At 43.7% G+C, this 22,835-nt stretch carries 20 protein-coding genes; 7 read left to right on the plus strand and 13 right to left on the minus strand.

From position 1 onward, the window contains the following. Positions 1-42: 42 nt before the first annotated feature. Positions 43-2,283 carry a DNA internalization-related competence protein ComEC/Rec2 gene (locus tag ABTQ23_RS06020; RefSeq protein WP_408614760.1) on the minus strand — a complete coding sequence of 747 codons (2,241 nt, stop codon included), beginning with the start codon at positions 2,281-2,283 and terminating at the stop codon, positions 43-45. A gap of 32 nt (positions 2,284-2,315) precedes the next feature. On the opposite strand from ABTQ23_RS06020, the gene ABTQ23_RS06025 reads away from it, so the two are divergent. Further along, positions 2,316-2,825 carry a DUF2062 domain-containing protein gene (locus ABTQ23_RS06025; RefSeq protein ID WP_408614761.1) on the plus strand — a complete coding sequence of 170 codons (510 nt, stop codon included), beginning with the start codon at positions 2,316-2,318 and terminating at the stop codon, positions 2,823-2,825. 17 nt (positions 2,826-2,842) lie between these two features. Here the strand turns inward: ABTQ23_RS06025 and lolE are convergent, their stop codons facing one another. The 3 genes from lolE to ABTQ23_RS06040 are packed head-to-tail and all read right to left on the minus strand — an operon-like array spanning position 2,843 to position 5,959. Continuing rightward, the gene (lolE, locus tag ABTQ23_RS06030) at positions 2,843-4,087 is read right to left on the minus strand and encodes a lipoprotein-releasing ABC transporter permease subunit LolE (RefSeq protein ID WP_408614762.1); all 1,245 of its coding nucleotides are present in this window, start codon (positions 4,085-4,087) and stop codon (positions 2,843-2,845) included. Further along, on the minus strand, positions 4,087-4,785 hold the full coding sequence (lolD, locus tag ABTQ23_RS06035; RefSeq protein WP_408614763.1) for a lipoprotein-releasing ABC transporter ATP-binding protein LolD: 699 nt from the start codon (positions 4,783-4,785) through the stop codon (positions 4,087-4,089). Before lolD ends, lolE begins: the two co-directional genes overlap by 1 nt. Then, positions 4,778-5,959 (minus strand): lipoprotein-releasing ABC transporter permease subunit, encoded by a 1,182-nt coding sequence (locus ABTQ23_RS06040; protein WP_408614764.1) that lies wholly within the window; start codon positions 5,957-5,959, stop codon positions 4,778-4,780. Before ABTQ23_RS06040 ends, lolD begins: the two co-directional genes overlap by 8 nt. 130 nt (positions 5,960-6,089) lie before the next feature. Here ABTQ23_RS06040 and ABTQ23_RS06045 point away from each other — a divergent pair, with 130 nt between their 5' ends. From ABTQ23_RS06045 to ABTQ23_RS06055, 3 genes are read left to right on the plus strand one after another with little or no spacing between them, the layout of a single operon-like run. Next, the gene (locus ABTQ23_RS06045) at positions 6,090-6,659 is read left to right on the plus strand and encodes a PilZ domain-containing protein (protein WP_408614765.1); all 570 of its coding nucleotides are present in this window, start codon (positions 6,090-6,092) and stop codon (positions 6,657-6,659) included. 49 nt (positions 6,660-6,708) lie between these two features. Further along, a complete protein-coding gene (gene mfd / locus ABTQ23_RS06050; protein ID WP_408614766.1) occupies positions 6,709-10,182 on the plus strand; it encodes a transcription-repair coupling factor in 3,474 nt (1,157 codons plus the stop codon). Further along, positions 10,175-10,960: a peptidoglycan binding protein CsiV gene (locus ABTQ23_RS06055; RefSeq protein ID WP_408614767.1), complete on the plus strand. Its 786-nt coding sequence runs from the start codon at positions 10,175-10,177 to the stop codon at positions 10,958-10,960. Before mfd ends, ABTQ23_RS06055 begins: the two co-directional genes overlap by 8 nt. 22 nt (positions 10,961-10,982) lie before the next feature. On the opposite strand, the gene ABTQ23_RS06060 is transcribed toward ABTQ23_RS06055, so the two are convergent. The 8 genes from ABTQ23_RS06060 to ABTQ23_RS06095 form a co-directional block, all read right to left on the minus strand. Further along, positions 10,983-11,516: an NUDIX domain-containing protein gene (locus tag ABTQ23_RS06060; RefSeq protein ID WP_408614768.1), complete on the minus strand. Its 534-nt coding sequence runs from the start codon at positions 11,514-11,516 to the stop codon at positions 10,983-10,985. A gap of 133 nt (positions 11,517-11,649) precedes the next feature. Continuing rightward, positions 11,650-12,960: an NAD(P)/FAD-dependent oxidoreductase gene (locus ABTQ23_RS06065; protein ID WP_408614769.1), complete on the minus strand. Its 1,311-nt coding sequence runs from the start codon at positions 12,958-12,960 to the stop codon at positions 11,650-11,652. A gap of 272 nt (positions 12,961-13,232) precedes the next feature. Next, positions 13,233-14,240 carry a beta-N-acetylhexosaminidase gene (gene nagZ, locus ABTQ23_RS06070; protein ID WP_408614770.1) on the minus strand — a complete coding sequence of 336 codons (1,008 nt, stop codon included), beginning with the start codon at positions 14,238-14,240 and terminating at the stop codon, positions 13,233-13,235. A 1-nt stretch (position 14,241) separates the two neighbouring features. Further along, positions 14,242-14,847 carry a penicillin-binding protein activator LpoB gene (lpoB, locus tag ABTQ23_RS06075; RefSeq protein ID WP_408614771.1) on the minus strand — a complete coding sequence of 202 codons (606 nt, stop codon included), beginning with the start codon at positions 14,845-14,847 and terminating at the stop codon, positions 14,242-14,244. Between the two features lie 11 nt (positions 14,848-14,858). Then, entirely contained in the window at positions 14,859-15,263 is a 405-nt protein-coding gene (locus ABTQ23_RS06080; protein WP_408614772.1) for a YcfL family putative periplasmic lipoprotein, read from the minus strand. Between the two features lie 9 nt (positions 15,264-15,272). After that, positions 15,273-16,670, minus strand: a complete 1,398-nt coding sequence (locus ABTQ23_RS06085; protein ID WP_408614773.1) for a COG3014 family protein — start codon at positions 16,668-16,670, stop codon at positions 15,273-15,275. A gap of 3 nt (positions 16,671-16,673) precedes the next feature. Beyond that, positions 16,674-17,024 carry an HIT domain-containing protein gene (locus ABTQ23_RS06090; RefSeq protein WP_408614774.1) on the minus strand — a complete coding sequence of 117 codons (351 nt, stop codon included), beginning with the start codon at positions 17,022-17,024 and terminating at the stop codon, positions 16,674-16,676. A gap of 179 nt (positions 17,025-17,203) precedes the next feature. Beyond that, positions 17,204-18,076 (minus strand): 6-pyruvoyl trahydropterin synthase family protein, encoded by an 873-nt coding sequence (locus tag ABTQ23_RS06095; RefSeq protein ID WP_408614775.1) that lies wholly within the window; start codon positions 18,074-18,076, stop codon positions 17,204-17,206. A gap of 83 nt (positions 18,077-18,159) precedes the next feature. Here ABTQ23_RS06095 and ABTQ23_RS06100 point away from each other — a divergent pair, with 83 nt between their 5' ends. Continuing rightward, the gene (locus ABTQ23_RS06100) at positions 18,160-19,509 is read left to right on the plus strand and encodes a dihydroorotase (RefSeq protein ID WP_408614776.1); all 1,350 of its coding nucleotides are present in this window, start codon (positions 18,160-18,162) and stop codon (positions 19,507-19,509) included. Positions 19,510-19,568: 59 nt separating this feature from the next. On the opposite strand, the gene yejK is transcribed toward ABTQ23_RS06100, so the two are convergent. Beyond that, positions 19,569-20,594: a nucleoid-associated protein YejK gene (gene yejK / locus ABTQ23_RS06105; protein WP_408614777.1), complete on the minus strand. Its 1,026-nt coding sequence runs from the start codon at positions 20,592-20,594 to the stop codon at positions 19,569-19,571. Positions 20,595-20,667: 73 nt separating this feature from the next. Between yejK and ABTQ23_RS06110 the strand changes: the two genes are divergently transcribed. Together ABTQ23_RS06110 and ABTQ23_RS06115 are read left to right on the plus strand one after the other, a co-directional pair. Then, complete coding sequence (locus ABTQ23_RS06110; protein WP_408614778.1) at positions 20,668-20,895, plus strand: YejL family protein; 228 nt, start codon at positions 20,668-20,670, stop codon at positions 20,893-20,895. A gap of 22 nt (positions 20,896-20,917) precedes the next feature. Further along, positions 20,918-22,750, plus strand: coding sequence for a DUF3413 domain-containing protein (locus ABTQ23_RS06115; protein ID WP_408614779.1), 1,833 nt, complete (start codon positions 20,918-20,920; stop codon positions 22,748-22,750). Positions 22,751-22,835 lie beyond the last annotated feature (85 nt).

The following is a 22,835-nucleotide window of genomic DNA, read 5'->3' on the forward strand; positions in this document are numbered from 1 at the left end:
TATTTAAAAAAATGACGGTCATTCTAACGGTTTGGATACAGATCACCAACCGTTGTTCGTAATTAATAAGCGATTGTACCAAAAAGGAGCAACATTATTACGATAGCTGAGAATTTTCTCATGTGTATGAGTAAATAATATTGATATTTGCCCAAGTTCAGCCGTATTAAGCAGCATGGTATGCGATTTTTTATACCTAGATACAACAGCCGAATGCGGAAAATGATAGCTATTATGAAAACCACTACTAATCACGGCCCAGTGCGGTTGAATATCGTTCAGCCATTTTTGCGAAGATGAGCTGTTACTGCCATGGTGCGGCACGCTAATGCCATCCACCTTTTCATGAAAGGTTTTCAGCCACCACTGTTCAGCTGGCTTTTCGATATCTGCGGTAAGTAAAACGCGGTGGACCCCATCGCTGATTAATACCATACACGATAGATTATTCACTGATTGTAACGTTGTCGGAGGCTGAATATATTCAAGGATCAGTTGGTGCCAGTGCCTAACGCCTGTGCAATTATGTAACTTAAATCGCGGATCAGCGCCGAAAACCGAATCAGCTTTTGGGAAATGTTGATGTAACAGTGCATAACCACCAAAGTGGTCCATGTCTTTATGACTCACCACAATCTCATCAACATTAAGACGCCTTTCATTTAAAAAGGGAATAATGACCGCCTGAGCATATGAAAACCCGGTTGGATAGTAATTACCGGTATCATAAATAATCGCATCACTACCCTGTTCAATGACAACAGATAATCCCTGTCCAACATCCAAGAAGTCAACTCGCCAATCGGCCTTTGACCAAGGTAGACCAATTGCCAAAAAGCCACTGATAAGAGCGATAAGACCTATCCAAGGTTTACCGATAACCAAACTCAAGATAAACAGCACTCCGATAAGCAGCACAATAAACCAAATATGATGGGGGATCTCGAGCATCAATGGCACATGGTCACGCAGCAATGCCAGCGCGTTATCAACATAGCCAATAAGATGATTAGAAAGAGCAAAGCCAAACTGCGCAGCGCCAGTCAAGCCTATGAGAGCAGTTAGGCAGCTAATAAACAAACATGGCACGACAGCAAAAGAAAAATAAGGAATAAATAATAGGTTCAAAGGAACTGACCACAATGGCAAGTATCCAAATAAGAGAATTTGCAGCGGCAATAAAAGAATGAGTAACCCGATTTGTAGAAAAAGCATCCGCACAAGTTTGGTTTTGACTGGAAACCAAAGCAATATGATAAGAGCTAACATGGCAAAAAATGAAAGCCATAATCCTGCATTTAAAATCGAAAGAGGCCATAACGCAGTTAGGATAAACGCAGCGATAAGCCAAACCTCTATCCGAGTACAATTGAGATGTAAGGCTCGCAATCCCCACCAAATCAAGAGCATAGTCATTGCTCGCTGAGCCGATGCTGGCCAATTAGCAAGTTCACCGTATCCAAAAGCAAACAAAAGTGCGCAAGCTGGTGCCAGATAGCTTTTTATGCGGCTTTGGCCACAGGCTAAAAGAGAACCAATGAGATATCCCCAAAAACTCAAAATTCCAAGATGAAGCCCTGAGATTGCAAGCAAGTGGCCAATCCCAGAATTCATCCATAAATCGCGCTCTGTGGCACTGATATAACTGCGATCACCAACAACGAGCGCTTGGATAACACCTCGTTGAGACAAATCCTGCAAAAAAGGTTGTAACTTAGCCACGATATCTGCGTGAAATGAATGTCCAGAATGGATATAGGTAATTTTTCGAACGGTTCCCTGCGCGATTATCCGATGACTGACTAAATAGCGTTGATAATTAAACCCACCCTCATTTAAACTACTATGAGTTGGCTTAAGCTTTGCCTGAACATGAATTAAATCACCAGAGAAAAGTGGCAAAACAGCAGATTGTGGACCATTGAAGTACTGATTCAAGCGGATAAATTTACCATCTACGAGATGACCATCAGATCTATCTAGATGAGTGATCTGCAAAATAATTTTTCTTCGATATGGGTCATTCGATACTGCGCTAATTCTTCCTTCTATGGTATGGTTATAGGGACTTTTAGCGAGTTGTTGCACTGCATTTTGGTATGCGGCGGCTTGCCAACTAAAGTAACAGATAGCCAAGCATATTCCTGCGATAAAATAGCGTCTAAAATAAAACGCTATCGCCGCACCAGCGAGTAAAATGAATATGATCCAAAATGGTGGAATTTCCGGCCAAATGAGTGAGGAACTCAAAGCCAGTAACCAACCCCAAATAAACAGTTTCATGACTTTATTGATATATTTATTAGTATAATAACATGCCAAAAAGATTATTGCAGCGCATCATGCCTGACCCAGAGCAGTTAAAAACCAACAAGAATTTACGGTTTTTAGGTCGATGGTTACAAGATGGGAATCTCTGGCGACTCAATCGTCGTTCAGCAGCAGGAGCTTTTGCCGTTGGTTTGTTTATGGCATTTGTACCATTACCATCACAGATGATTATGGCCGCTGCCTTAGCAGTGCTATTTCGGGTAAATTTACCATTATCGGTTGCATTAGTTTGGGTCTCTAACCCACTGACAATGCCACCATTATTTTATTTTTGTTACCGTGTTGGGGCATATATCTTAAGAACGCCTGCGGAGGCTTTTCATTTCGAACTCACTTGGCAGTGGGTTATTGAAACGATGGCGCATATTGGCCCACCGTTCTTACTCGGGTGTCTTGTTTGCGGGGTTTTCTTCTCGTTTGTAGGATATTTAAGTATCAGCCAATTATGGCGTTATTCGACGATTCGTCGTTATCAAAATAGACGGCGGCGCTAAGCTGCCGCCTTTGCTTGTTAATGTGAGAGTTCATCAGCCGGGCGTATCAACCGCGCTCGGCTAGCTGGCCAAATTGTTGCGACAATTCCTATCAATGCGGCAGTAATACTGACGACCAGAACATTACCCAGTTGCAATTGGCTAGGTAAAAAGTCAATGAAATAAACATCTGGCGATAGCAATCGATGCCCTGTAATACGCTGCATCACATCAACTAAATCGGGTAGCCACCAACTTCCAAGAACGCCAAAGACGATTCCCCAAAAGCATCCAACAATTGCGTTATAAGCACCGTAGATCATAAAGCAACGAATAAGCAAGCCATCTTGAGCGCCCAACGTTTTAAGAATCGCTAGATCACGACGTTTATCAGCAACTGCTAAAATCAATGTCGAAACAATGTTAAAGCACGCAACAATCACAATCAGCAGCATAATGGCGTACATAATCGTTCGAACCATCTGAATGTCTTGATACAAATAGCCATAATTATGTGTCCAACTTTGCACATAAACGAGCTGTGGATATTGCAGACCAACGCGGCGCACAACATCGGAAGCTTGTAGCGGATGAGTCACTTTCAGCGCGACACCGCTGACCTCTTCAGCCGACCAACTTTTTATTTGCTGGGCTTGCTTTAAGCTCATAAATGCAAGTTGACCATCAATCTGACCGCCGACCGAAAAAGTCCCCAGAACCTTTAACCGCACTCGTTTAGGAGCTTTAAATTTACCGTTATCAGAGCGCTCTGCCAGCATCAATGTCAAATATTGGCCAGTTTTGACCTTGAGTTTAGCTGCCACTTGCGAGCCTAAAACAACGCCCGGTTGATTCTCGGTTAAACGTTGCCAAGCTAAAGATTGCACATAGGGCTTAATATTTGTCACTTTGAGCTGAGATTGGGGCGAGATCCCACGAATCGCAATTGCATCAACCTGACCGTTATAACTGATTAGCCCCGTTAAATTTACATACGGAGCTGCCGCGACTACGCCCTGCGTATTCTGGGCTATCTGGGTCAATTTATTGGCATTGCGCAGTGGTGGATGTACCGCTGGCAGCTCCCCTTGACTCACGACGGACAAAAATCGTTGATTCAACTCGCGCTCAAAGCCATTCATTACCGATAAACCAATAATGAGTACCGCAACACCCAATGCAATACCAATGGTTGAAGAGCGAGAGATAAACTTCACCAAACCTCGGCGTTGACCAAACCGGTGATAACGAAGCCCAATATAAAATGCTAAAAATGGTCGCATCAGGCAAGAGCCTCTGATTGTGCTGAAACTAATTGCCCATCGCTCATCTCAAGCTGGCGATTAAAACGGCTTGCCAGAGCGCGGTCATGCGTCACCACAACAAATGCAGTGCCATGTTCTTTGTTGAGCTCCAGCAATAAGTTATAAACTGAATCGGTTGTTTGGCTATCTAGGTTACCTGTTGGCTCATCGGCGAGGACCACGTCAGGGTTATTCACTAAAGCACGCGCGATAGCCGTGCGCTGGCGTTCACCACCGGACATTTCGCTTGGGCGACTATGCAATCGATGTGCAAGTCCAACACGCTTGAGGAGCTCTTGAGCTTTAGCCTGTGCGTGTTTGGTGCTTTGTCCTGCGATAAGCTGCGGCATCGCTACATTTTCAAGTGCACTAAATTCACCTAATAAATGATGAAACTGATACACAAAACCAAGGCGCTGATTTCGCACACTTGCCAATTTTCTAGAAGAAAGAGTGGTTAGTGATTGCCCTGCCAGGACAACATCTCCACTGGAGGGTTTATCTAATCCACCCAACAGATGAAGCAACGTACTTTTACCACTACCTGAGCTACCGACAATCGCCACGGACTCGCCAGAGCGAATCTGCAAATCAATTCCCTTGAGCACAGTCGTTTTCTGTTCACCATCCTGATAATACTTGGTGAGCTCACGGCAACTTAAAATTTGATCATTCATAACGCAATGCCTCTGCAGGTTGAATACGGCTGGCCTGCCAAGCAGGATATAGCGTAGCAAGTACACTTAAAATAATGGCTAAACAGGTAATTTCTATCACTTGTAACGGCTCAATGACAATAGGAACGCCGCCAACACCAAGAGCCATATTCAGCCCTAATAACTCTAATAATGGATTTAAATGATGAGTCAGTACAACGCCAGCACCCGCTCCGACAAACGCACCTAAACAACCACTCCAAGCACCTTGAATCATAAATATTCGCAATAGCAACCGCTTAGGCATACCCAACGTCTGCAAAATAGCGACATCAGATTGTTTATCACCGACCATCATCACCAATGCAGACAAAATATTAAATGCGGCCACAGCAATAACGAGGCAAAACAAAAAACTCATCATTGTCTTTTCCATTTTAACAGCAGAAAACAGCTGCCCGTAATAATGGCGCCAATCAAGTCCATGGGCCGGAAGATACTGGCTATATTTCTCAATATTAAGCGGGTCTGGAACAAATAAACGGGTCTGACTCACTTGCGAAAGCGGTTTACGTAACAATCGGGCAGCATCAGCATCATTAACCCAGATAAACTGATTATCAACTTCAGAGGCAAACTGAAAAACGCCCGCAACATGGAAGGTGCGCTGCGAAGGCATTTCACCAAATGGCGTATAGATTAAAGTATCGGTGGCAATAATTCGGACGTTTTCGCCAACGCTGACTCCCAATTGCTGAGCGATCTCTGAGCCAAGAATGACATTAAATTTGCCGCTTTTAAGACTAGCCAAGTGCCCTTGCAAAGTATGTCTCTCAAGCAAAACTCTATCAGGTTCTAATTTTGGATTGATACCTTGCATCTGCGCTGCATGTAACCCAGAAGTGCTTTGTAAAACAACTTTTGCGCTCACCAACGGGGCTTGAGGCAGCTGAGATAATGGCGCGGGAACTTTGCTGTGCGCAGGGATTTGCAAGTGCGGAACCACATTTAAAATTCGCTGCTCCAATTGATTTTGAAACCCGTTCATCACTGAGATAACCGTGATAAGAGCGGCAACGCCGAGGGTAATTCCGATAGTTGAAAAACCGCTGACAAAACTGGCAAATCGCTGTTTGCGACTGCCTTTTGAAAAACGCCACGCTATTTTAAATGCTAATTGCCAAGTACGTTGCACAAATATCAAGCCTTCGAATAAATTGCGCTTATCATACCGTGGCAAAACTTTTGCAACAAACCCAATACCCGCTTTTTTAAGAAATTTGCTATGATGTCGATTCAGGTTAACTTTTGGAGCTTTGGCTTAAATGAGTGATGAAACGTCTTTTTTTAGTGTAGCTTACCAACTCAATCTCAATGTTGAGCCATTGCCCGAGCAGACTGACCTGCCCGACCATGAGCAATTTCTCAATCAGATCCCTGAGTCGTTTAAATTAGCAAATGCGCAGCAAAATCAGCTCACCGATATTAGCTCAAGCCTACAATCATTAGGCGAAGCTGGTGGCGCGCTAAAACATTATTTAAAAGCACAGGCCGAAAAGCTTGATCGCGTGCTCACTTATGTTTTATCGCTGCAAGATGACCCTAACTTTCGCACGGATTCGACTCATTTTGGTGGTTCACAAATTCGCTTTAGCTGGAAAGATGAGTTAAAAGTTGGCCAACTCGTAAAAATGAAAATTTTCATCACCAGCGAAGCCTGCGCTATTTTTTGTTATGCACGAGTCGTTGACGTGATGAATCAGCAGCCATTCAATATTGCTTGTGAATATGCTTTAATTCGCGAGGAAGATAGAGAAGCACTTGTACGCGCCAGCTTGCATGTGCAATCCAAATTACTGCAAGAGCGAGCCAATGCCCGCCGTCAGCAAAACTAAACTTATTGCATCAATGCATTTCGATAGATAGGAAAATCTCAAAATAGTTATGACCGAGTTGTTTCCAAATTTTTCTCTGCCTGAAGGGCCAGGCGATCATAAACGAATTGGTCAGCTACCCGGCAGTAGTATCGCTCTAGCGGTTTATCAGTATATTCATGCCACACAGGCACCGATCATTATTTTAACTCCTGATACCCGCTCGGCAATTCGCTTAGAACATGAGCTAAATGGGTTAAATACAGGCCGCGATATTGCGATATTACCCGATTGGGAAACCCTGCCGTATGATCAGTTTTCGCCGCATCAGGAGATCATCTCGACTCGATTGCGTATTCTCTCGCAGATGTTTCTCAATCCGGGTTCACTGATTGTTATTACAACGGTTGCTACGTGGATGATGCGCTGTGCGCCCAAAAGCTATATTTTAGGTCGCTCTCTTTCGCTAAAAACGGCCCAGAGACTTAATATTGAAGCGTTTCGCGCCAATTTAGTTGAAGCTGGCTATCAACAAGTTGATCAGGTTATTGAGCATGGCGAATTTGCCATTCGCGGCAGCCTTTTAGATATTTTCCCAATGGGCTCAGATGTTCCCTATCGAATCGATTTTTTTGATGATGAAATAGACACCATTCGCAGCTTTGATCCAGATGATCAGCGAAGTCGTGAAACCATTGACCAAATTAACCTGCTACCCGCTCACGAGTTTCCAACCGACCCTAAAGCCATTGAGAACTTTCGCACCCGCTGGCGGGAGCGATTTGATGTTCCGCGCGAAAGCGAGTCAATCTATCAACAGGTTTCCAAAGGGATCTGGCCTGCGGGGATTGAATACTATCTGCCACTGTTTCATGAATCGACAGCAACGATTAGTGAGTTAATGCCCCAAGAGCTGTGCGTCATTACTATTGGCGACATTAACAGTGCGGCTCAGCAATTTTGGCAAAGTATCCATGAGCGATTTGAAAATCGCCGCCATGACCGACTCCGGCCACTGCTTGAACCCAACGAACTTTATCAAAATGTCGAACAATGCTTTGAAGCAATCAAGCAATTTGCTCGTTTATCAATGCAACAAGAACCTTGGACAGCAGCGCCTGGGCGAACCAATCTCGATTTAGAGCCACTGCCAGATATTGCATTTAACCATCAGCTGAGTGAAACCACTCAAAAGCTTCGGCAATTCATTGAGCAAAATGACCACACCATCTGTTTTGTCGTGGAATCAGCCGGACGCCGAGAAGCCTTATCAGCGCTATTAAAACCACTAAAACTGCCACTTAAAAGTATCACTAGTATTGAGCAAATCACCGAATCTAACCGCTTTTATCTTTTTATTGCGCCATTAGAACAAGGCTTTATGGCGCCTAGCCAAAAATTAGTTTTTATCGGTGAAAGTGACCTGCTCGGCAAGCAAGTTGTGCGAAATCGCTCGAGAAAATCGCACTCTTCTGTTAACCCTGATGCGATGATTCGTAACCTTGCTGAATTATCCATCGGTCAGCCGGTGGTACATTTAGAACACGGGGTTGGACGTTATCAAGGATTAAACACATTGGATGCAGGCGGTGTGACAACTGAGTTTTTAACACTGCTGTATGCTAACGATGCCAAGCTTTATGTTCCTGTTTCATCATTGCACTTAATTAGCCGTTACAGCGGTAGCTCAGAAGACAGCGCACCGCTAAATAAACTGGGTAGTGATGCCTGGCAGAAAGCTCGTAAAAAAGCCGCAGAGAAAGTCCGTGATGTGGCCGCAGAACTCCTTAATATTTACGCTAAACGCGCTGCCAAACCAGGTTATCCATTTAAACTCAATGACGATGACTACCAGCAGTTCTGCAGCGAATTTCCATTTGAAGAAACCGACGATCAAATCAATGCCATCAATGCAGTTGTCAGTGATATGAGCCGACCAGAGGCGATGGACCGGCTTGTTTGTGGCGATGTTGGCTTTGGTAAAACTGAGGTTGCAATGCGCGGGGCATTTGTCGCGGTGAGCGATAACAAACAGGTTGCAGTGTTAGTGCCAACCACTTTGTTGGCCCAGCAACACTATGATAACTTCTGTGACCGCTTTGCCAACTGGCCAGTGCGCATTGAGGTTTTATCTCGGTTTAAAACAGCCAAGCAACAAAGCGTTATTTTACAAGATCTCGCCGATGGCAAAGTCGATATCGTCATTGGCACGCACAAATTACTCTCAAGTAACATTAAATTTGCCGACCTTGGTTTATTGATTGTTGATGAAGAGCACCGCTTTGGCGTTCGTCACAAAGAAAAAATTAAAGCGATGCGCGCCGATGTAGATATTCTTACTCTGACCGCGACGCCAATCCCCCGAACACTGAATATGGCAATGAGTGGCATGCGAGATCTGTCGATTATCGCAACGCCACCGGCTCGGCGTCTGTCAGTTAAAACATTTGTGAGACGCCGCGATGAAGCGCTGATTAAAGAAGCCATTACTCGTGAAATCACCCGCGGTGGACAAGTCTATTTTCTGCATAATAATGTTGAAACCATTGAGCGCATTGCCCAAGAGCTGCAGCAAGCACTGCCTCAAGCTCGCGTCGGCATCGGTCACGGTCAGATGCGTGAACGACAACTCGAACAGGTCATGTCTGATTTTCACCATCAGCGTTTTAACGTGTTAGTTTGTACCACAATCATCGAAACTGGTATTGATATTCCAAATGCCAACACGATTATCATTGATAGAGCCGATAACTTTGGGCTGGCACAATTGCATCAGCTCCGTGGCCGTGTTGGCCGCTCACATCATCAAGCCTACGCATATTTGTTAACACCTCATCCTAAGGCAATGACTCGCGATGCTAAATTACGTCTTGATGCTATTTCCGAACTTGAAGATTTGGGCGCAGGCTTCACCCTTGCGACCCACGATTTAGAAATTCGTGGTGCTGGTGAACTGCTTGGCGAAGAGCAAAGCGGTCAGATTGAAGCAGTTGGCTTTACCCTCTACATGGAAATGCTTGAGCGCGCAGTTAATGCCTTAAAATCTGGTAAAGAACCGTCTCTTGATCTGTTAGAAAGTAATCAAGCTGATGTTGAGCTTAAAATTCCAGCATTACTGCCAGATAGCTACATTAGTGATGTTAACACCCGCCTCTCTATCTACAAACGGTTAGCTAACTGTGAAGATGAACTGGCAATGCGCGAGCTGCAAGTTGAGCTGATTGACCGATTCGGGTTACTGCCAGATGCGGCTAAAAATCTGTTTAGCGTACAACAACTCAAACAACAAGCCACACAGTTAGGGCTTAAACGCGTCGAAGCAGGCAATAAAACTGGCATTATCGAATTTAGTCAACAATCAAGTGTTGACCCAACGTATCTCGTATCTCTTTTGCAAAAAGCAGATAATCAGTACCACATGGACGGCCCAACTCGCTTAAAATTCAATGTGCAAAGTGTGGATCGCCGAGAAAAAATGGAGCAGATCAAACAACTTCTCGATGACTTCACTAATCACCAACTTCCGGAAGCCCGCTATGCTTAAACGAATCGTGTCTTTGGTCATTTTATCTCTATTAACAACCGCTGCTGCATTGCCGGCAAGCGCCCGACCATTTGATATCGAATTAATTATCTTTAAACGCAATAATCCACAGCCAAGCCCGGAATATTGGGATCAATCCCAACAGCAATTAAAAATTGCCCCCAAACATTGGTTGTTATCGCCGTTATTAAATTGCCAGGGCCCAAATTGTCTTAAAAACAGTTCGATTCCCAGCATTCCTAGCCTCATTAATGGTAGTGATTGGCCTAAATTGGCACCGGTGCAAGTGCAGGTACTACCGAGTTCGCAGTTTAAACTCAACGCTCAGTGGCAACGTCTGGCGAGTTCATCGCGTTACACCCCTATGTTGCATATGGCCTGGCGACAAAATATTCATTCGCCTAATCGCGCCGCCTATCTTGGGGTGATTGCGGGGAAACATTTGGACCCTAATTTGGTTAATCCCGTAGAGGGGCCGTTTTGGGAACTGCAAGGTGGTATCAAAATATCCCTGCAACATTACCTATATATCGACTCCAAACTGCTATTAACCGAGCCAAACCCAGCTGCTCGCCAAAGCAATCCAGCACCTGGTGTAAACAATCTTGATAATGGGATGGCTACAACAAATGCCGGACAAGTGCCTACACCACAGCCGGCACTACTGAGTTATAAATTCGATCAAAAAAGGCGGGTACGCTCTGGAGAGATCCATTATTTTGACCACCCTAAATTTGGCGTAATCATTCAGATCCGTAAAATTGCTAACCAAAATTAACCAACTCATGCGGTGGCTATGCCTATTTGGCTAGCCGCCGTTCAATTGCATATAAAGCTGCGATGGTAATTGCATCGGTTATTTCACCTCGCTCAACCATCGCAATTGCTTCGCTTAGAGCAAGTTTCTTAACGCTAATATCTTCGCTTTCTTCAAGCTCTTGTTCGCCAGCTTGCAACTGCGTTGCTAAAAATAGATACGCCGTTTCATCGGTCACTGAATTAGATAAATGCATCTTAAATAGCGGCTCGATGCTATTTGCGATTAATCCAGTCTCTTCGCGCAGCTCTCGTTTAGCTGCATCTTCAACTGCTTCGTTTTCAGGGCATCCGCCTTCGGGAATTTCCCATGAATAGCAATTGAGCGCATACCGGCTTTGCCCCACCAAATAAATTTGCTGGTCATCGGTTAATGCAACAACACCAACTGCCCGATTTTTAAAATGGACTATGCCATATTGAGCAGGATTACCCGCAGGATTTATTACGCTATGATCTTCAACGCGTAACCATGGGTTTTCAAAAACCACCTTTTTCGACTTGGTTTGCCAAGGCATTCTTTGCTCCTTTCGGCCTAAAATAGAACTCTATCATAACCAGAATAGGCGATATTAGATATCTATCTGGCCCTTAACAAAAAGGCCCGCTTAATAAGCGAGCCTTGATAAATTATAAAACGAACTGATTTGATTAATGCAGTTTGAGTTTTGGTCGTAACACTTGGTTTAAGCGTCCAACCAACATAATTAGCCCTGTTTTTAGATAACCAAACAGCGCAATCTGATGCATCCGGTACAAAGAAATATACATCACCCGAGCGATTCGACCTTCAACTTTCATCGAGCCCCGCATTAAGTTCCCCATCAGCGAACCAACAGTAGAATAATTACTCAATGAAACGAGTGAACCATAATCTTTATAAACATATTCTTTTGGCTGTTTGCCTTTAATACCCGCTAAGATATTTTCGTAAACGCACGATGCCATCTGATGCGCGGACTGAGCACGAGGCGGAACAGTTTTACCAGAATCATCAATTGGGCAACTTGCACAATCACCAATCGCATAAATAGCATCATCGCTAGTCGTCTGTAGCGTTTTACGCACAACTAACTGGTTGATACGGTTCGTTTCTAGGCCACCTAACTCTTTCATGAAATCAGGACATTTAATTCCCGCAGCCCATACCATTAAGTCTGCTCGAATGAGTTCACCATCTTTAGTGGTAAGACCTTCTTCAGAAGCTTCTGTCACCATTGTTGCGGTGCGAACATCAACGCCCATTTTACTGAGCTCGTTATGTGCAGCGCCAGAAATACGCTCAGGCAATGCAGGCAGAATACGAGGGCCAGCTTCGACAAGAGTCACGGCTAAGCATTCGTTTGAAACGTTTGGCACTCCATAGGCTTTTAACTGCTCAGCGGCATTATGCAGCTCGGCTGAAAGCTCAACCCCGGTTGCCCCACCACCAACAATCGCGATACGCACTTTTTCATCTGAACTTGGGTGCTCAGGATCAACCGCTTGTGAAGAAAACTGTAAAAATCGGTTTAATAAACGTTGGTGGAAAAGTTGAGCACGAGCAGGATTATCAAGGAAGATACAGTGATCTTTAACGCCTTTAGTTCCAAAATCATTTGAAACTGAACCAATCGCCATTACCAAAATGTCATAGCTAATAGTTCGTTCCGGAACCAACTCTTTGCCTTCTTCATGAATAGGCGCAAGATGAATTGTTTTATTTTCGCGGTCCAAGCCGCTCATTTCACCTTTTTGATAACTAAAGCCGCAATGAGCCGCATGTGAGCGATAACTTAAAGCATCAATGCCAGAATCCATTGAACCGGCTGCAACTTCATGTAACAACGGTTTCCAAAGATGGGTACGATCCCGGTCGACCAGAGTAATTTCGGCTTTGTTCTTACGCCCTAACTTACGACCTAATTTAGTGGCTAGCTCTAATCCACCAGCTCCACCACCGACTACCACAATCTTCAACATGGACACACGTCTCCAAATTTATACCAACTGAATTTCTATCTCTGATTGGAAACGACGCTATTTATTATTAAGCGTCAAATACGCTCAGATGATAATAATGGCCATGATTATAAAGAAAAACTGGTGACTTTCATCACATTTTTTTAGCAAATAGTCGTTTTTATGCAACAAAAAGTAAAAATCAACAAGATAGCCCATTTTACTAATAAAACTCTTATATTTCATCCTTAAAATGGGACACTATTTCATTTTTTAATACCACTAGACCAATTTCAGCACTCTATTTCGAGAAGATTTCGCACGCGATGATATCGCTCACTTTGGTCAAGATCATGCCAACTCGGAGCCGGTTTGTTAGCTTGAAGTGCCAATGCTTTATCATGACAATAACCTTGATCTAGGCCATCGAGCAACTGTTCACTGGCATTTCTATCGTTACAGGCTAGTAACAGATCGCACCCTGCACCCAGTGCTAATTGAGCTCGCTCTAAAACGCTCCCCGCTATGTGAGCCGCCTGCATGGATAAATCATCACTGAAAATAAGGCCTTTAAAGCCTAAATATTCTTTTAAAATGCTATTTATCCAATATTTAGAAAATCCTGCAGGCTTATCATCAACTTCACAATAGATAACATGAGCAGGCATGACAGCATCTAACTGGTTGCTTTTTATCAACTCTTGAAAGGGTTTTAGGTCACTTTTTTCAATGACAGAAAAAGCTCTGTTATCAATGGGCTGAGCAATATGAGAATCTGCTTGGACACTACCATGACCTGGAAAATGCTTCCCCACGCAGCGCATCGACCACTCACGCATACCTTCAATATAACTTTGCGCAAATTGAACAACGCCCGCGGCGTCACTGGCAAATGCGCGATTACCGATGACATTACTAATACCATTAATATCTAACACTGGGGCTAAGCTTAAATCGATATCAGAAGCACGCAGCTCTGCTGCCATCAACCAACCAATCTCACGACAGACATGTTGAGGAGCAAGTTGGTGAGCGTTAGCCAATGCTTCAAGTTCACCAGCGGCAGGTAAAGCGCTAAATTCGTTACGAAAACGCTGTACTCGCCCCCCCTCTTGATCCACAACAATCAGCAACGGCTCTTTTCGAGCCTCTCTAATCTGACGCACCAAATCGATAAGCTGGCGTCTTTCAACATAATTGCGCGTAAATAAAATAACGCCCGCGACCAGAGGGTGCGAAAGCATTTCTCGCTCAACAGAATCAACTTCAACGCCAGTTAAATCTAAAAATAATGGTCCCATCTTACCAACCAAATAATGAGCGTTTGGCGTCTTTGCGGATCTGTGTTTCATCAGCCCAAACTAATAACCCAGTTTTAAGATCCATCAGGCGCATCGTCATTTTGTAATAGACATCTTTAGTTGAGCTATTTGATTTAACAATGCTAGATAAGTTGCCATACAACATGTACTGGGCACCGACTTGATGACCAAAACGCACAGCTTTGTCAGGGTCAACCATGCCGCTCTGGTTTTGATAATTAAGCTGTTTACGAACCGCATTCACGCGAGTCATATCAACAAATTGGAACTTGCCAGACTGCAATAATTTTGTCGAAATTGAGTTAGTAATCGATTCAGTATCAATATGTTCACTGGTTTTATTTTTAATCCCTTCAACATAAATAACTGGGGTTTTACCCTGCGCCGAAAGTTTTTGCGTAAACCCAGAGGCAAGCAGTGAATCGGTCATGTTGTTCGCAATTTTTTGCAAATCAGTTGAACCAAAATTCACATTCACGGTTTCTACCGCTTGGGCATCGCCATAACTGACTTTTTCGGCGCACCCGGTTAAACCCAGCGCAGCAATTACTGCAGAGGTGACCAATAAAGATGTTTTCTTACTCATACGGACTCCTGTTAGTCAGCCTGACGGACGTAAAAGCGAAATGCGCTAGCATTGCTAGTTTTCGCGGTAGATTGCAACTGCTGTTGTTCTTGCCCATGCAAAACAGTTGAAAGCCAAGGTGTTTGCTCGACCTGTTGATGATTGGCATCATACCAATAAAAACGATATTGCAAATGCTGATCATAGTTGCTTTGCGAACTCAGTGTAATAAATGCCTGCTTGCGACCATCAGCAAGTGCTTTTATCCCCGCGTGCTCAAAGCGAACACTCCGGCCAAGTAGTGAATTATCATTTTTTTGCAATTGAGCTGGCATGTCCGTTGCCGCAATCACTGGTGTTCCAACACCCGCTGAATAAGTAGCACATCCACTTAATATCAATGCAGCTCCAATCGCTACAATTGTATTGCGACGCATAACGCCTCCTTAAAGAGTAAAAACCTGAGCTTTCCACACTTGGCCAATTGATGATGCAATCACGATGGTAATCGATTGCTTTTTAACTGGCACTGCAACTGTCTGCCCAAGAGGTGAAAATTTTAAATTAATTGTACCCGGCGCAAATGCACCTGCAGCAAAACGCACGGTTGCGGGTAAAGTTTCCCAACTGCGAGTATCAGCATGTTCACTGACTGCATTATAAAGGTTAGTCAGTAGCCCTAACCAACCATTTTGCCGATTCATCTGATCGGCTAACACACTTTTACTGCTTAAACGTAATAGCTGGCGAACAATCATCCCAGGGAGCTCATCTTTTAACGCTCTACCCGCTAAAGATTGTAACTGCGTGCTCACCTGTGCTTGCATGACTTGTCCTTGCGCATGAATCGTCACGTTCGCACTCGGCTTAATTGAGTCAGGAAGGACAGGAAATGCCACTGACCAATATTGAAACTGGTGATTAACCGGTACTGGCAAACGCACTGCAAATTCACGCCGATAAGGAATTAAATTCTGCTCTACAAACACCCACACCATTCCTTTGGTGTCATTCAAATCAAGTTTAGGATAACGAGCTTTTAAAGCACTCGCATCGGGCATTGCTTGTTGCTCAGCCAAATAACGGGTAAGTGAACCGATGGAGCGATTATCAGGTGCGACTTTAAGTGCTCGTTTTAAATCGATATAGGCATCGTTAGGTTGATTTGCAGCTAAATACAGTGCACTACTAAACAGGTAGGTATAGCTATTTTGATACTGACTGCTGCTTTGGCTAATCAACTCACTCATTGAAGGATACTGTGACATCACAGACTGCACTTGCGAACGATAACGCTCCTCATCAGCGCTTTGTTCATCAGAGTGATTATCTAACGCCTTTTGCTGGAGCTGTTCTGCTTTGCGAACTTCAACTAGCGCGCCCGTTAAATTGTTTTGATGCAGGTAATTGACGGCTTGATATTGGTGCAACATAACCTGCTCGAACACAGGAATTTGATAGCTTCTGGCACTATCATTGGTAAGCATAGCCGCTGTATTTTGTATGCCGTGCGAAAGCCGATACTGGGCCTGATTTGAGAGCCAATCTAAATAATCAGCGACAATCTTAAAATGTTGTTCACTGCCTTGATAATTACCCGCTAGCTGCTCAAGGCGCCCTAACTCTAGCTGTCTGAGGTAATAACTGGTGTTATGAGCAGAACCTGGGTCAACGTCATCAATGGCCTGCTTAATATCACCATCATTAACGCTATGTCGCATATCAGACATTTGCGAGCTATAAGTTTGAATGAGATCTCGCCCAGTTAATGACGAGCATCCCACCATCGCGAGCAAGCTAATTGAAACCGCAGCAACGCGACCAAAGGCGACTAATTTACCCATGTATTATCGACTCAATAAAGGGCCTAGCGGTTTGCCTCCGAGCAGATGCATATGTAGATGGAAAACTTCCTGTCCCCCAAACTCATTACAATTAATGACTAAACGATAGCCATCTTCAGCTATGCCTTTTTCGGTTGCAATCTGACGTGCAACATTGACCATATGACCAATGGTTTGCTCATCTTCAGCCGTCACATCATTCACCGTTGGAATTAATTTATTAGGGACAATTAAAACGTGAACCGGAGCTTGTGGAGAAATATCGGCAAAGGCAGTGACTAACTCGTCCTGAAAAAGTAACTCTGTGGGAATCTCTTTGCGGATAATTTTGCTAAAAATAGTTTCTTCAGTCATGCGTACCTCCAAGGTAAGCAAATGATAATTAACATATAGGTGAATTAGCTTAATCGAGCATGCCGCATAAATCTATGAGATTATGATGAATAACGGCAAGTCCCTTTACGATAATTTGACTTATTTGGATGTTTCGTACGCATTTGAACTAAAGATAACCAAAATAAGCAATAATCGTTTTATGATAACTCTTCAATTGCACCTTTGCCGACACCTTCATAGGCATGGACTCTAATGCTCTGATTTGGATGAGATAGCTTCACTTGCGAGGCAATATGATGAGCCAAGTTTTCAACCGTTGTATCGCAAGGCAACATATCGCATTCACTCATGGGCACAGCTAATTCGAAAAAGCCCTGAGGCGCATGATATGCAAAGCCATAATGGTTATCGAGCGCAGCTTGAGCGGCAAAACTTAAATCTGCGACATCCACACAGTCTTCCTGGCTTCCTAAATAAATATTGCGCCATTTCATCGCCCAGCTGGCACATAACTCATCATCCAACTCATCATCGACAAAAATTTCGATCATAGAGCGATGCCCATGCGCAATACGCTGGCAATTTCCCTGATGTTTTTTCAAACCATGACTGTAATGATAATAAGGCCCTTCAATCTGTTCATTACGCAACGAGATAGTCAAGTCATTAATATTATCAGGTAAATGTGGCCGAAGTGTTTCAATCAGATGATGAACCAACGCAGTCTCAGTAATCTCAAGGCAATCGACAAAACAAAATGCCTGTTTAGGACAGCACAAAAAAATATCACTTTGCCCAGAGCGAGAAAAACTTAGCTGAACGCGCTCATCATCTTGCTCATTAATCTGGCATTGTGGTGAGCGTTTCGGCACTAAAAGTTTATGATCGACATAGGCATCGATAATTTTTTTTATCGTTTTTTTAACAACGCCAAAATCCAGCAGCATATTCATCTGGTTCAATTCGCCGCTTAATTCGATGTCGACAATCCAGCTTTCGCCAACTAACCCCCTGTCAGGACAGAGAAAAGTGGAATCGATAACCGTTAAATCGTTAACAAAAAGTTTCATTCAAGTTGTTCTATTACTTTATGATTGATGTCTAGATCCGCTATTATACCTACACCACTGATTAATTGAACGGATCCTCCCCCATGCGACGATTATTAATTAAAAACGCAACACTGGTAAATGAAAACAACATCAGCGTCGGCGATGTACGAATTCAAGGCGAACGAATCGAAACCATCGCTAGCGAACTTTCTGCCCGACCTGGTGAACAGGTCTTAGACGCTGAAGGGCTGCATTTATTACCCGGTGTTATTGATGATCAAGTTCATTTTCGGGAACCAGGATTAATGCACAAAGGCAACATCCAGAGTGAATCACGCGCAGCAGTCGCTGGCGGGATCACCAGCTTTATGGAGATGCCGAACGTTAATCCACAAACCACGACACTTGATGAGCTCGAAGCGAAATACCAGCGAGCTGCTGGTCGTGCCTATGCTAACCATAGCTTTTATTTAGGTGCCACCAATGACAATTTAGATGTCATTAAAGCACTTGATCCAAATGCAGCCTGCGGCGTTAAAATTTTCATGGGCGCAAGTACTGGGAATATGCTCGTTGATGATGAACAAATTCTCGCCGGTATTTTTGCAAACTCACCGGTATTAATTGCAACCCACTGCGAAAACACGCCAATGATTCAAGCGTTGGAAAATGAATACCGCCACCGCTATGGCGATAATATTCCAATGGAATTGCATGCAGAAATCCGCAGCCGCGAAGCCTGTTATGATTCTTCTTCGCAAGCCATTGCTTTAGCTAAAAAACATAATGCTAGACTGCATGTTCTGCATTTAACAACCGCAGAAGAGTTACAACAGTTCCCACCGATTACCCATTTGCATGATTTAGCCTCAGCGACTGTTACCGCTGAAGCATGTGTGCACCATCTATGGTTTAACAAAGATGATTATGCAACCAAAGGCAGCTTGATTAAATGTAACCCGGCCATCAAACTTCGCTCAGACCAATTAGCGCTGCAGCAAGCGGTTAATGATGACCGAATTGCCATCATCGCCACCGACCATGCTCCGCACACCAAAGAAGAAAAAGACAACAGCTACTTTCAGGCGCCATCAGGTATGCCATTAGTCCAGCACATGTTGCCAGCTCTTCTTGAGCTTTATCATCAAGGTGTATTCAGTTTAGAGCGAATTGTTCGTAAGACATCTCATGCTGTTGCAGAGCGTTATCAGCTTAAAGACCGCGGCTATCTGCGCGAAGGATATTTCGCCGATTTAACATTGGTGAACTTAAATCAGCCAAATACGGTAGCCGCTGATAATATTATGTATCACTGTGGCTGGTCACCATTTGAAGGGCAAACATTCCAAAGTGCTATTCAGACGACTTTGGTCAATGGTGAAATCGTTTATCACCAAGGCGAAATTAAATGTGAAGCCCATGGGCAACGCCTCGGTTTCAACCGCCTTTAATCGATTGATTCATTGATGCCAAAAGCCCGCTTTAAACGCGGGCTTTGTTTTATCACGAGCTACTCGTTGGTCTCAGAGCCGCCTGTTGCTCTTCGAAGCTGTTCTTTTAAGTTTGGTGGCAAGCCAACAACAGTTAACGTATCTGTTTGAGGGTCGTAGGTTACCCGCTCACCAAGCAGCGCCTGATCAAAGCTAATGGTCATCCCTTTGCCTTGGCCAAAATACTTCGTGAGTTTTTTTAGCGAGCTTCTATCAGCTGGAAATTGTTCCTCAATGGGGAAATTTTGCGCAGCGTATGAATAAAAATCCCCAGCAGGGCCTTCATTACTAGGGAGGCGAGCTGAGAGTTCTTTAACTTGGATCTCTTCGCCATCTTTGAGTTGTTGGTCGCAATATGATTTAACCTGCGAGCGATACTCTGTTTTCTCCTGAGCATCGAGGTTTGCAACATCGCAAAACTCATCGACAGCACTCATCAGCATGGCATTTTGCTGCTTAACATCAAGTCCTTCTTCACAGCTTAAAAAATCAACGAAAAAATCAGCAACTTTTCGCCCAGCTCGACCACGAATAAACGACACATAGCGTTTCGACTCACTATTGCGCTGCATTTCAGTAATATCAATGCGAGCAGCTAATTGAATTGAAGATGTCTCTAAATAATGGCTTGCAGTGATTTCCATCTGTTCGTTCACAGCAGGAGCGGCTTTATCCTGCAATAACATGATTTGCAGGTAGTCACTACCGATGAACTCATAATAGGCTATCAATAAAATGCCCTGTTCGGTGAGTTCATAATGGTTAATTCTATCAACCAGCTCTTTGGCTAATTCCCCCGAAAAAGGAATAAATTCTTGCTCAAGAGATAAAAATTGCTGTAATTGCGCTGGCAAACGAGCCTCAGGGTCGGCAAAATATCCAAATCCTTTCGAGGGTTTACTATTATAAGTTAGATGTAGATTTTCAATTAACTCAAGCGCATTGTCGGTAACAGCTGGCTCCTGCGAACGTAAATTAAGGGACACTTCACCCTGTTCGTTTAAGCCAATAGAATGTAAAACTAAGTGTTTTAGCGATAAGCTCATAGTCGTTTTGTTAGTTTTTGTGCCTTGGGTACGGTATTATACGCATCTTTTCTTTTGGAATCAGACGAACAACATGGCTATCATTTCAAAATACCCATCTGAAAAAGTTGAACAAATGCTTCAAGAAATCATGACAATTTTAGATAATCATCAAGCACCCAATGATTTAGCATTGATGGTATTGGGTAATGCGGCAACGAATATTATAAATACACGAATCGCTGCAGATCAAAGACAAAAATTAGCCGAAAGTTTTGGTAAAGCTCTAAAAAGCTCAATTGAGTCGCCAAAACACTCGTAGTATGTAAGGAACAGCCAGCAATATGGTCCAAGGCGAGCTAAAATATCGCGACAAAGTGTCTCAGCTGATAAGCTGGGGCCACTGGTTTTGTTTAGGAAATATCGTCATTACGCTGCTGATAGCGATTCGCTATCTGTATATAGCCCATTGGCCTGATACTTTGCTAGGTCAGGCTTATATGTTTGTCAGTTGGCTAGGACAGTTTTCTTTTCTACCTTTCATGGTCTTTTTGCTCACGTTATTTCCGTTGAGCTTTTTGCTGCCCAGCAGCCGCACTCTTCGTTTTCTCGGGGCAATAATTGCCACAATGGGCGTTAGTGCTCTGGCAATCGATACTCAAGTTTTTTCACGTTTTTATGTGCATCTTAATCCGATGCTGTGGCAGTTACTCATTGATAAAGAGAATAACCGCCAGAGCACGGACGTGAATCTCATCTTTATTCTCGTACCACTCATTTTCTTTGTTGAGCTTTTATTGGCGCGGCTAAGCTGGGTGAGCCTGCGTAATTTAGAGCGCCGCAAACTCGGTAAACCCTTAGCGGTTGGCTTTTTTATCTGCTTCTTTCTAACCCATGTGGTTCACGTTTGGGCTGATGCAACAATTTATCGACCGATTACCGCGCAGAAAATTAACTACCCGCTGTTTTATCCAATGACAGCACGTAACCTGCTCAACTCTTATGGCTTAATTGACATTGACCGTATTCGTGAAAAATCACGCAAAGCGGGTTTACACGATGGTAACTCACTCAATTACCCAGAGCATTCACTGCAATACACTAAATTAAGCGCTCAGCCGTTTAATTTATTGGTCGTCGTTGTTGAAGGATTGCGTTTTGATGCGTTGAATGACAAAAGCATGCCAAACAGTTATCAGTTTGCCCAACAGTCATTGAATTTTACTAACCATTTCAGCGGCAGTAATAACCACCAACTCGGGTTATATTCACTCTTTTATGGTTTACCAACGACATATTGGCAAAGCATTGATGAAGCCCATTTGCAGCCAATCTTATTTAATGCGCTCAATAAACGCGATTATCAGCTTGGCGTATTTTCCAGTGCAGGCTTTAAAGACGAGCAGTTAAATCAAACTGTCTGGAAGGATATTCCAACAAAAGAGCTAACTCAAACGACCCAGTTAAGCGGCGCTAAAGCGGATGAACAAACCGTTGCAAGTTGGCAGCGATGGCAAAACGAACATAGCTCAGCCAAAGCCCCTTGGTTTAATTATATCGATTTAACTGGCGTTCTTGATTTAGATACGCAACATGCAGTCAAGCCAAAATCGGTTAAAGATAGAAATCAGTGGATGAAAGTTTATCGGCATGCGGCTATGGCTGCCGATGAAAAAATAGGTCAGATTATTACGACTCTGAGAAACAATAATGAGCTCGCGGATACGGTGGTCGTCATCACCTCTGATCATGGTCAACAGTTTGGTGATGGGCATCATCTAAATAGTTGGGGATATGGAAATAATCTCTCTCGCTATCAAAGTAAAGTCCCGCTAATCATCCATTGGCCGGGACGTGGCAGCGCAACCATTCAACATGATACAAGTCACTTAGACATTGTACCGACGCTCGCTCAATCGTTATTAGGCGTTCAGAATCCCACTGATGATTACTCAACCGGTACAAATCTATTTGCGCCCTCTCGGCCTTCCTGGATTTTAGTCGGAAGTGATGATGAACAAGCGATTTACCAAAAAGATAAAATCACTTTGTTTAATAATCACGGCGATTATCAAGTTCGCAATCGCGATTATCGCAAAATAGCGGCTCGCGCGGATATGCCAACCATTTTGCAAGTGCTTAATGAACTGCGACGCTTTTACCGCGATGACTCTTAAATGATGCTGCACAAAAGTTCAGCAAACAGCTTGATAAGACACAATAATCAGTTGCAAGAGCTAATAAAAAAAGTAATATAACTGC

Origin of the sequence: Celerinatantimonas sediminis (genome assembly GCF_046054195.1) — a bacterium.
Lineage (GTDB): Bacteria > Pseudomonadota > Gammaproteobacteria > Enterobacterales > Celerinatantimonadaceae > Celerinatantimonas.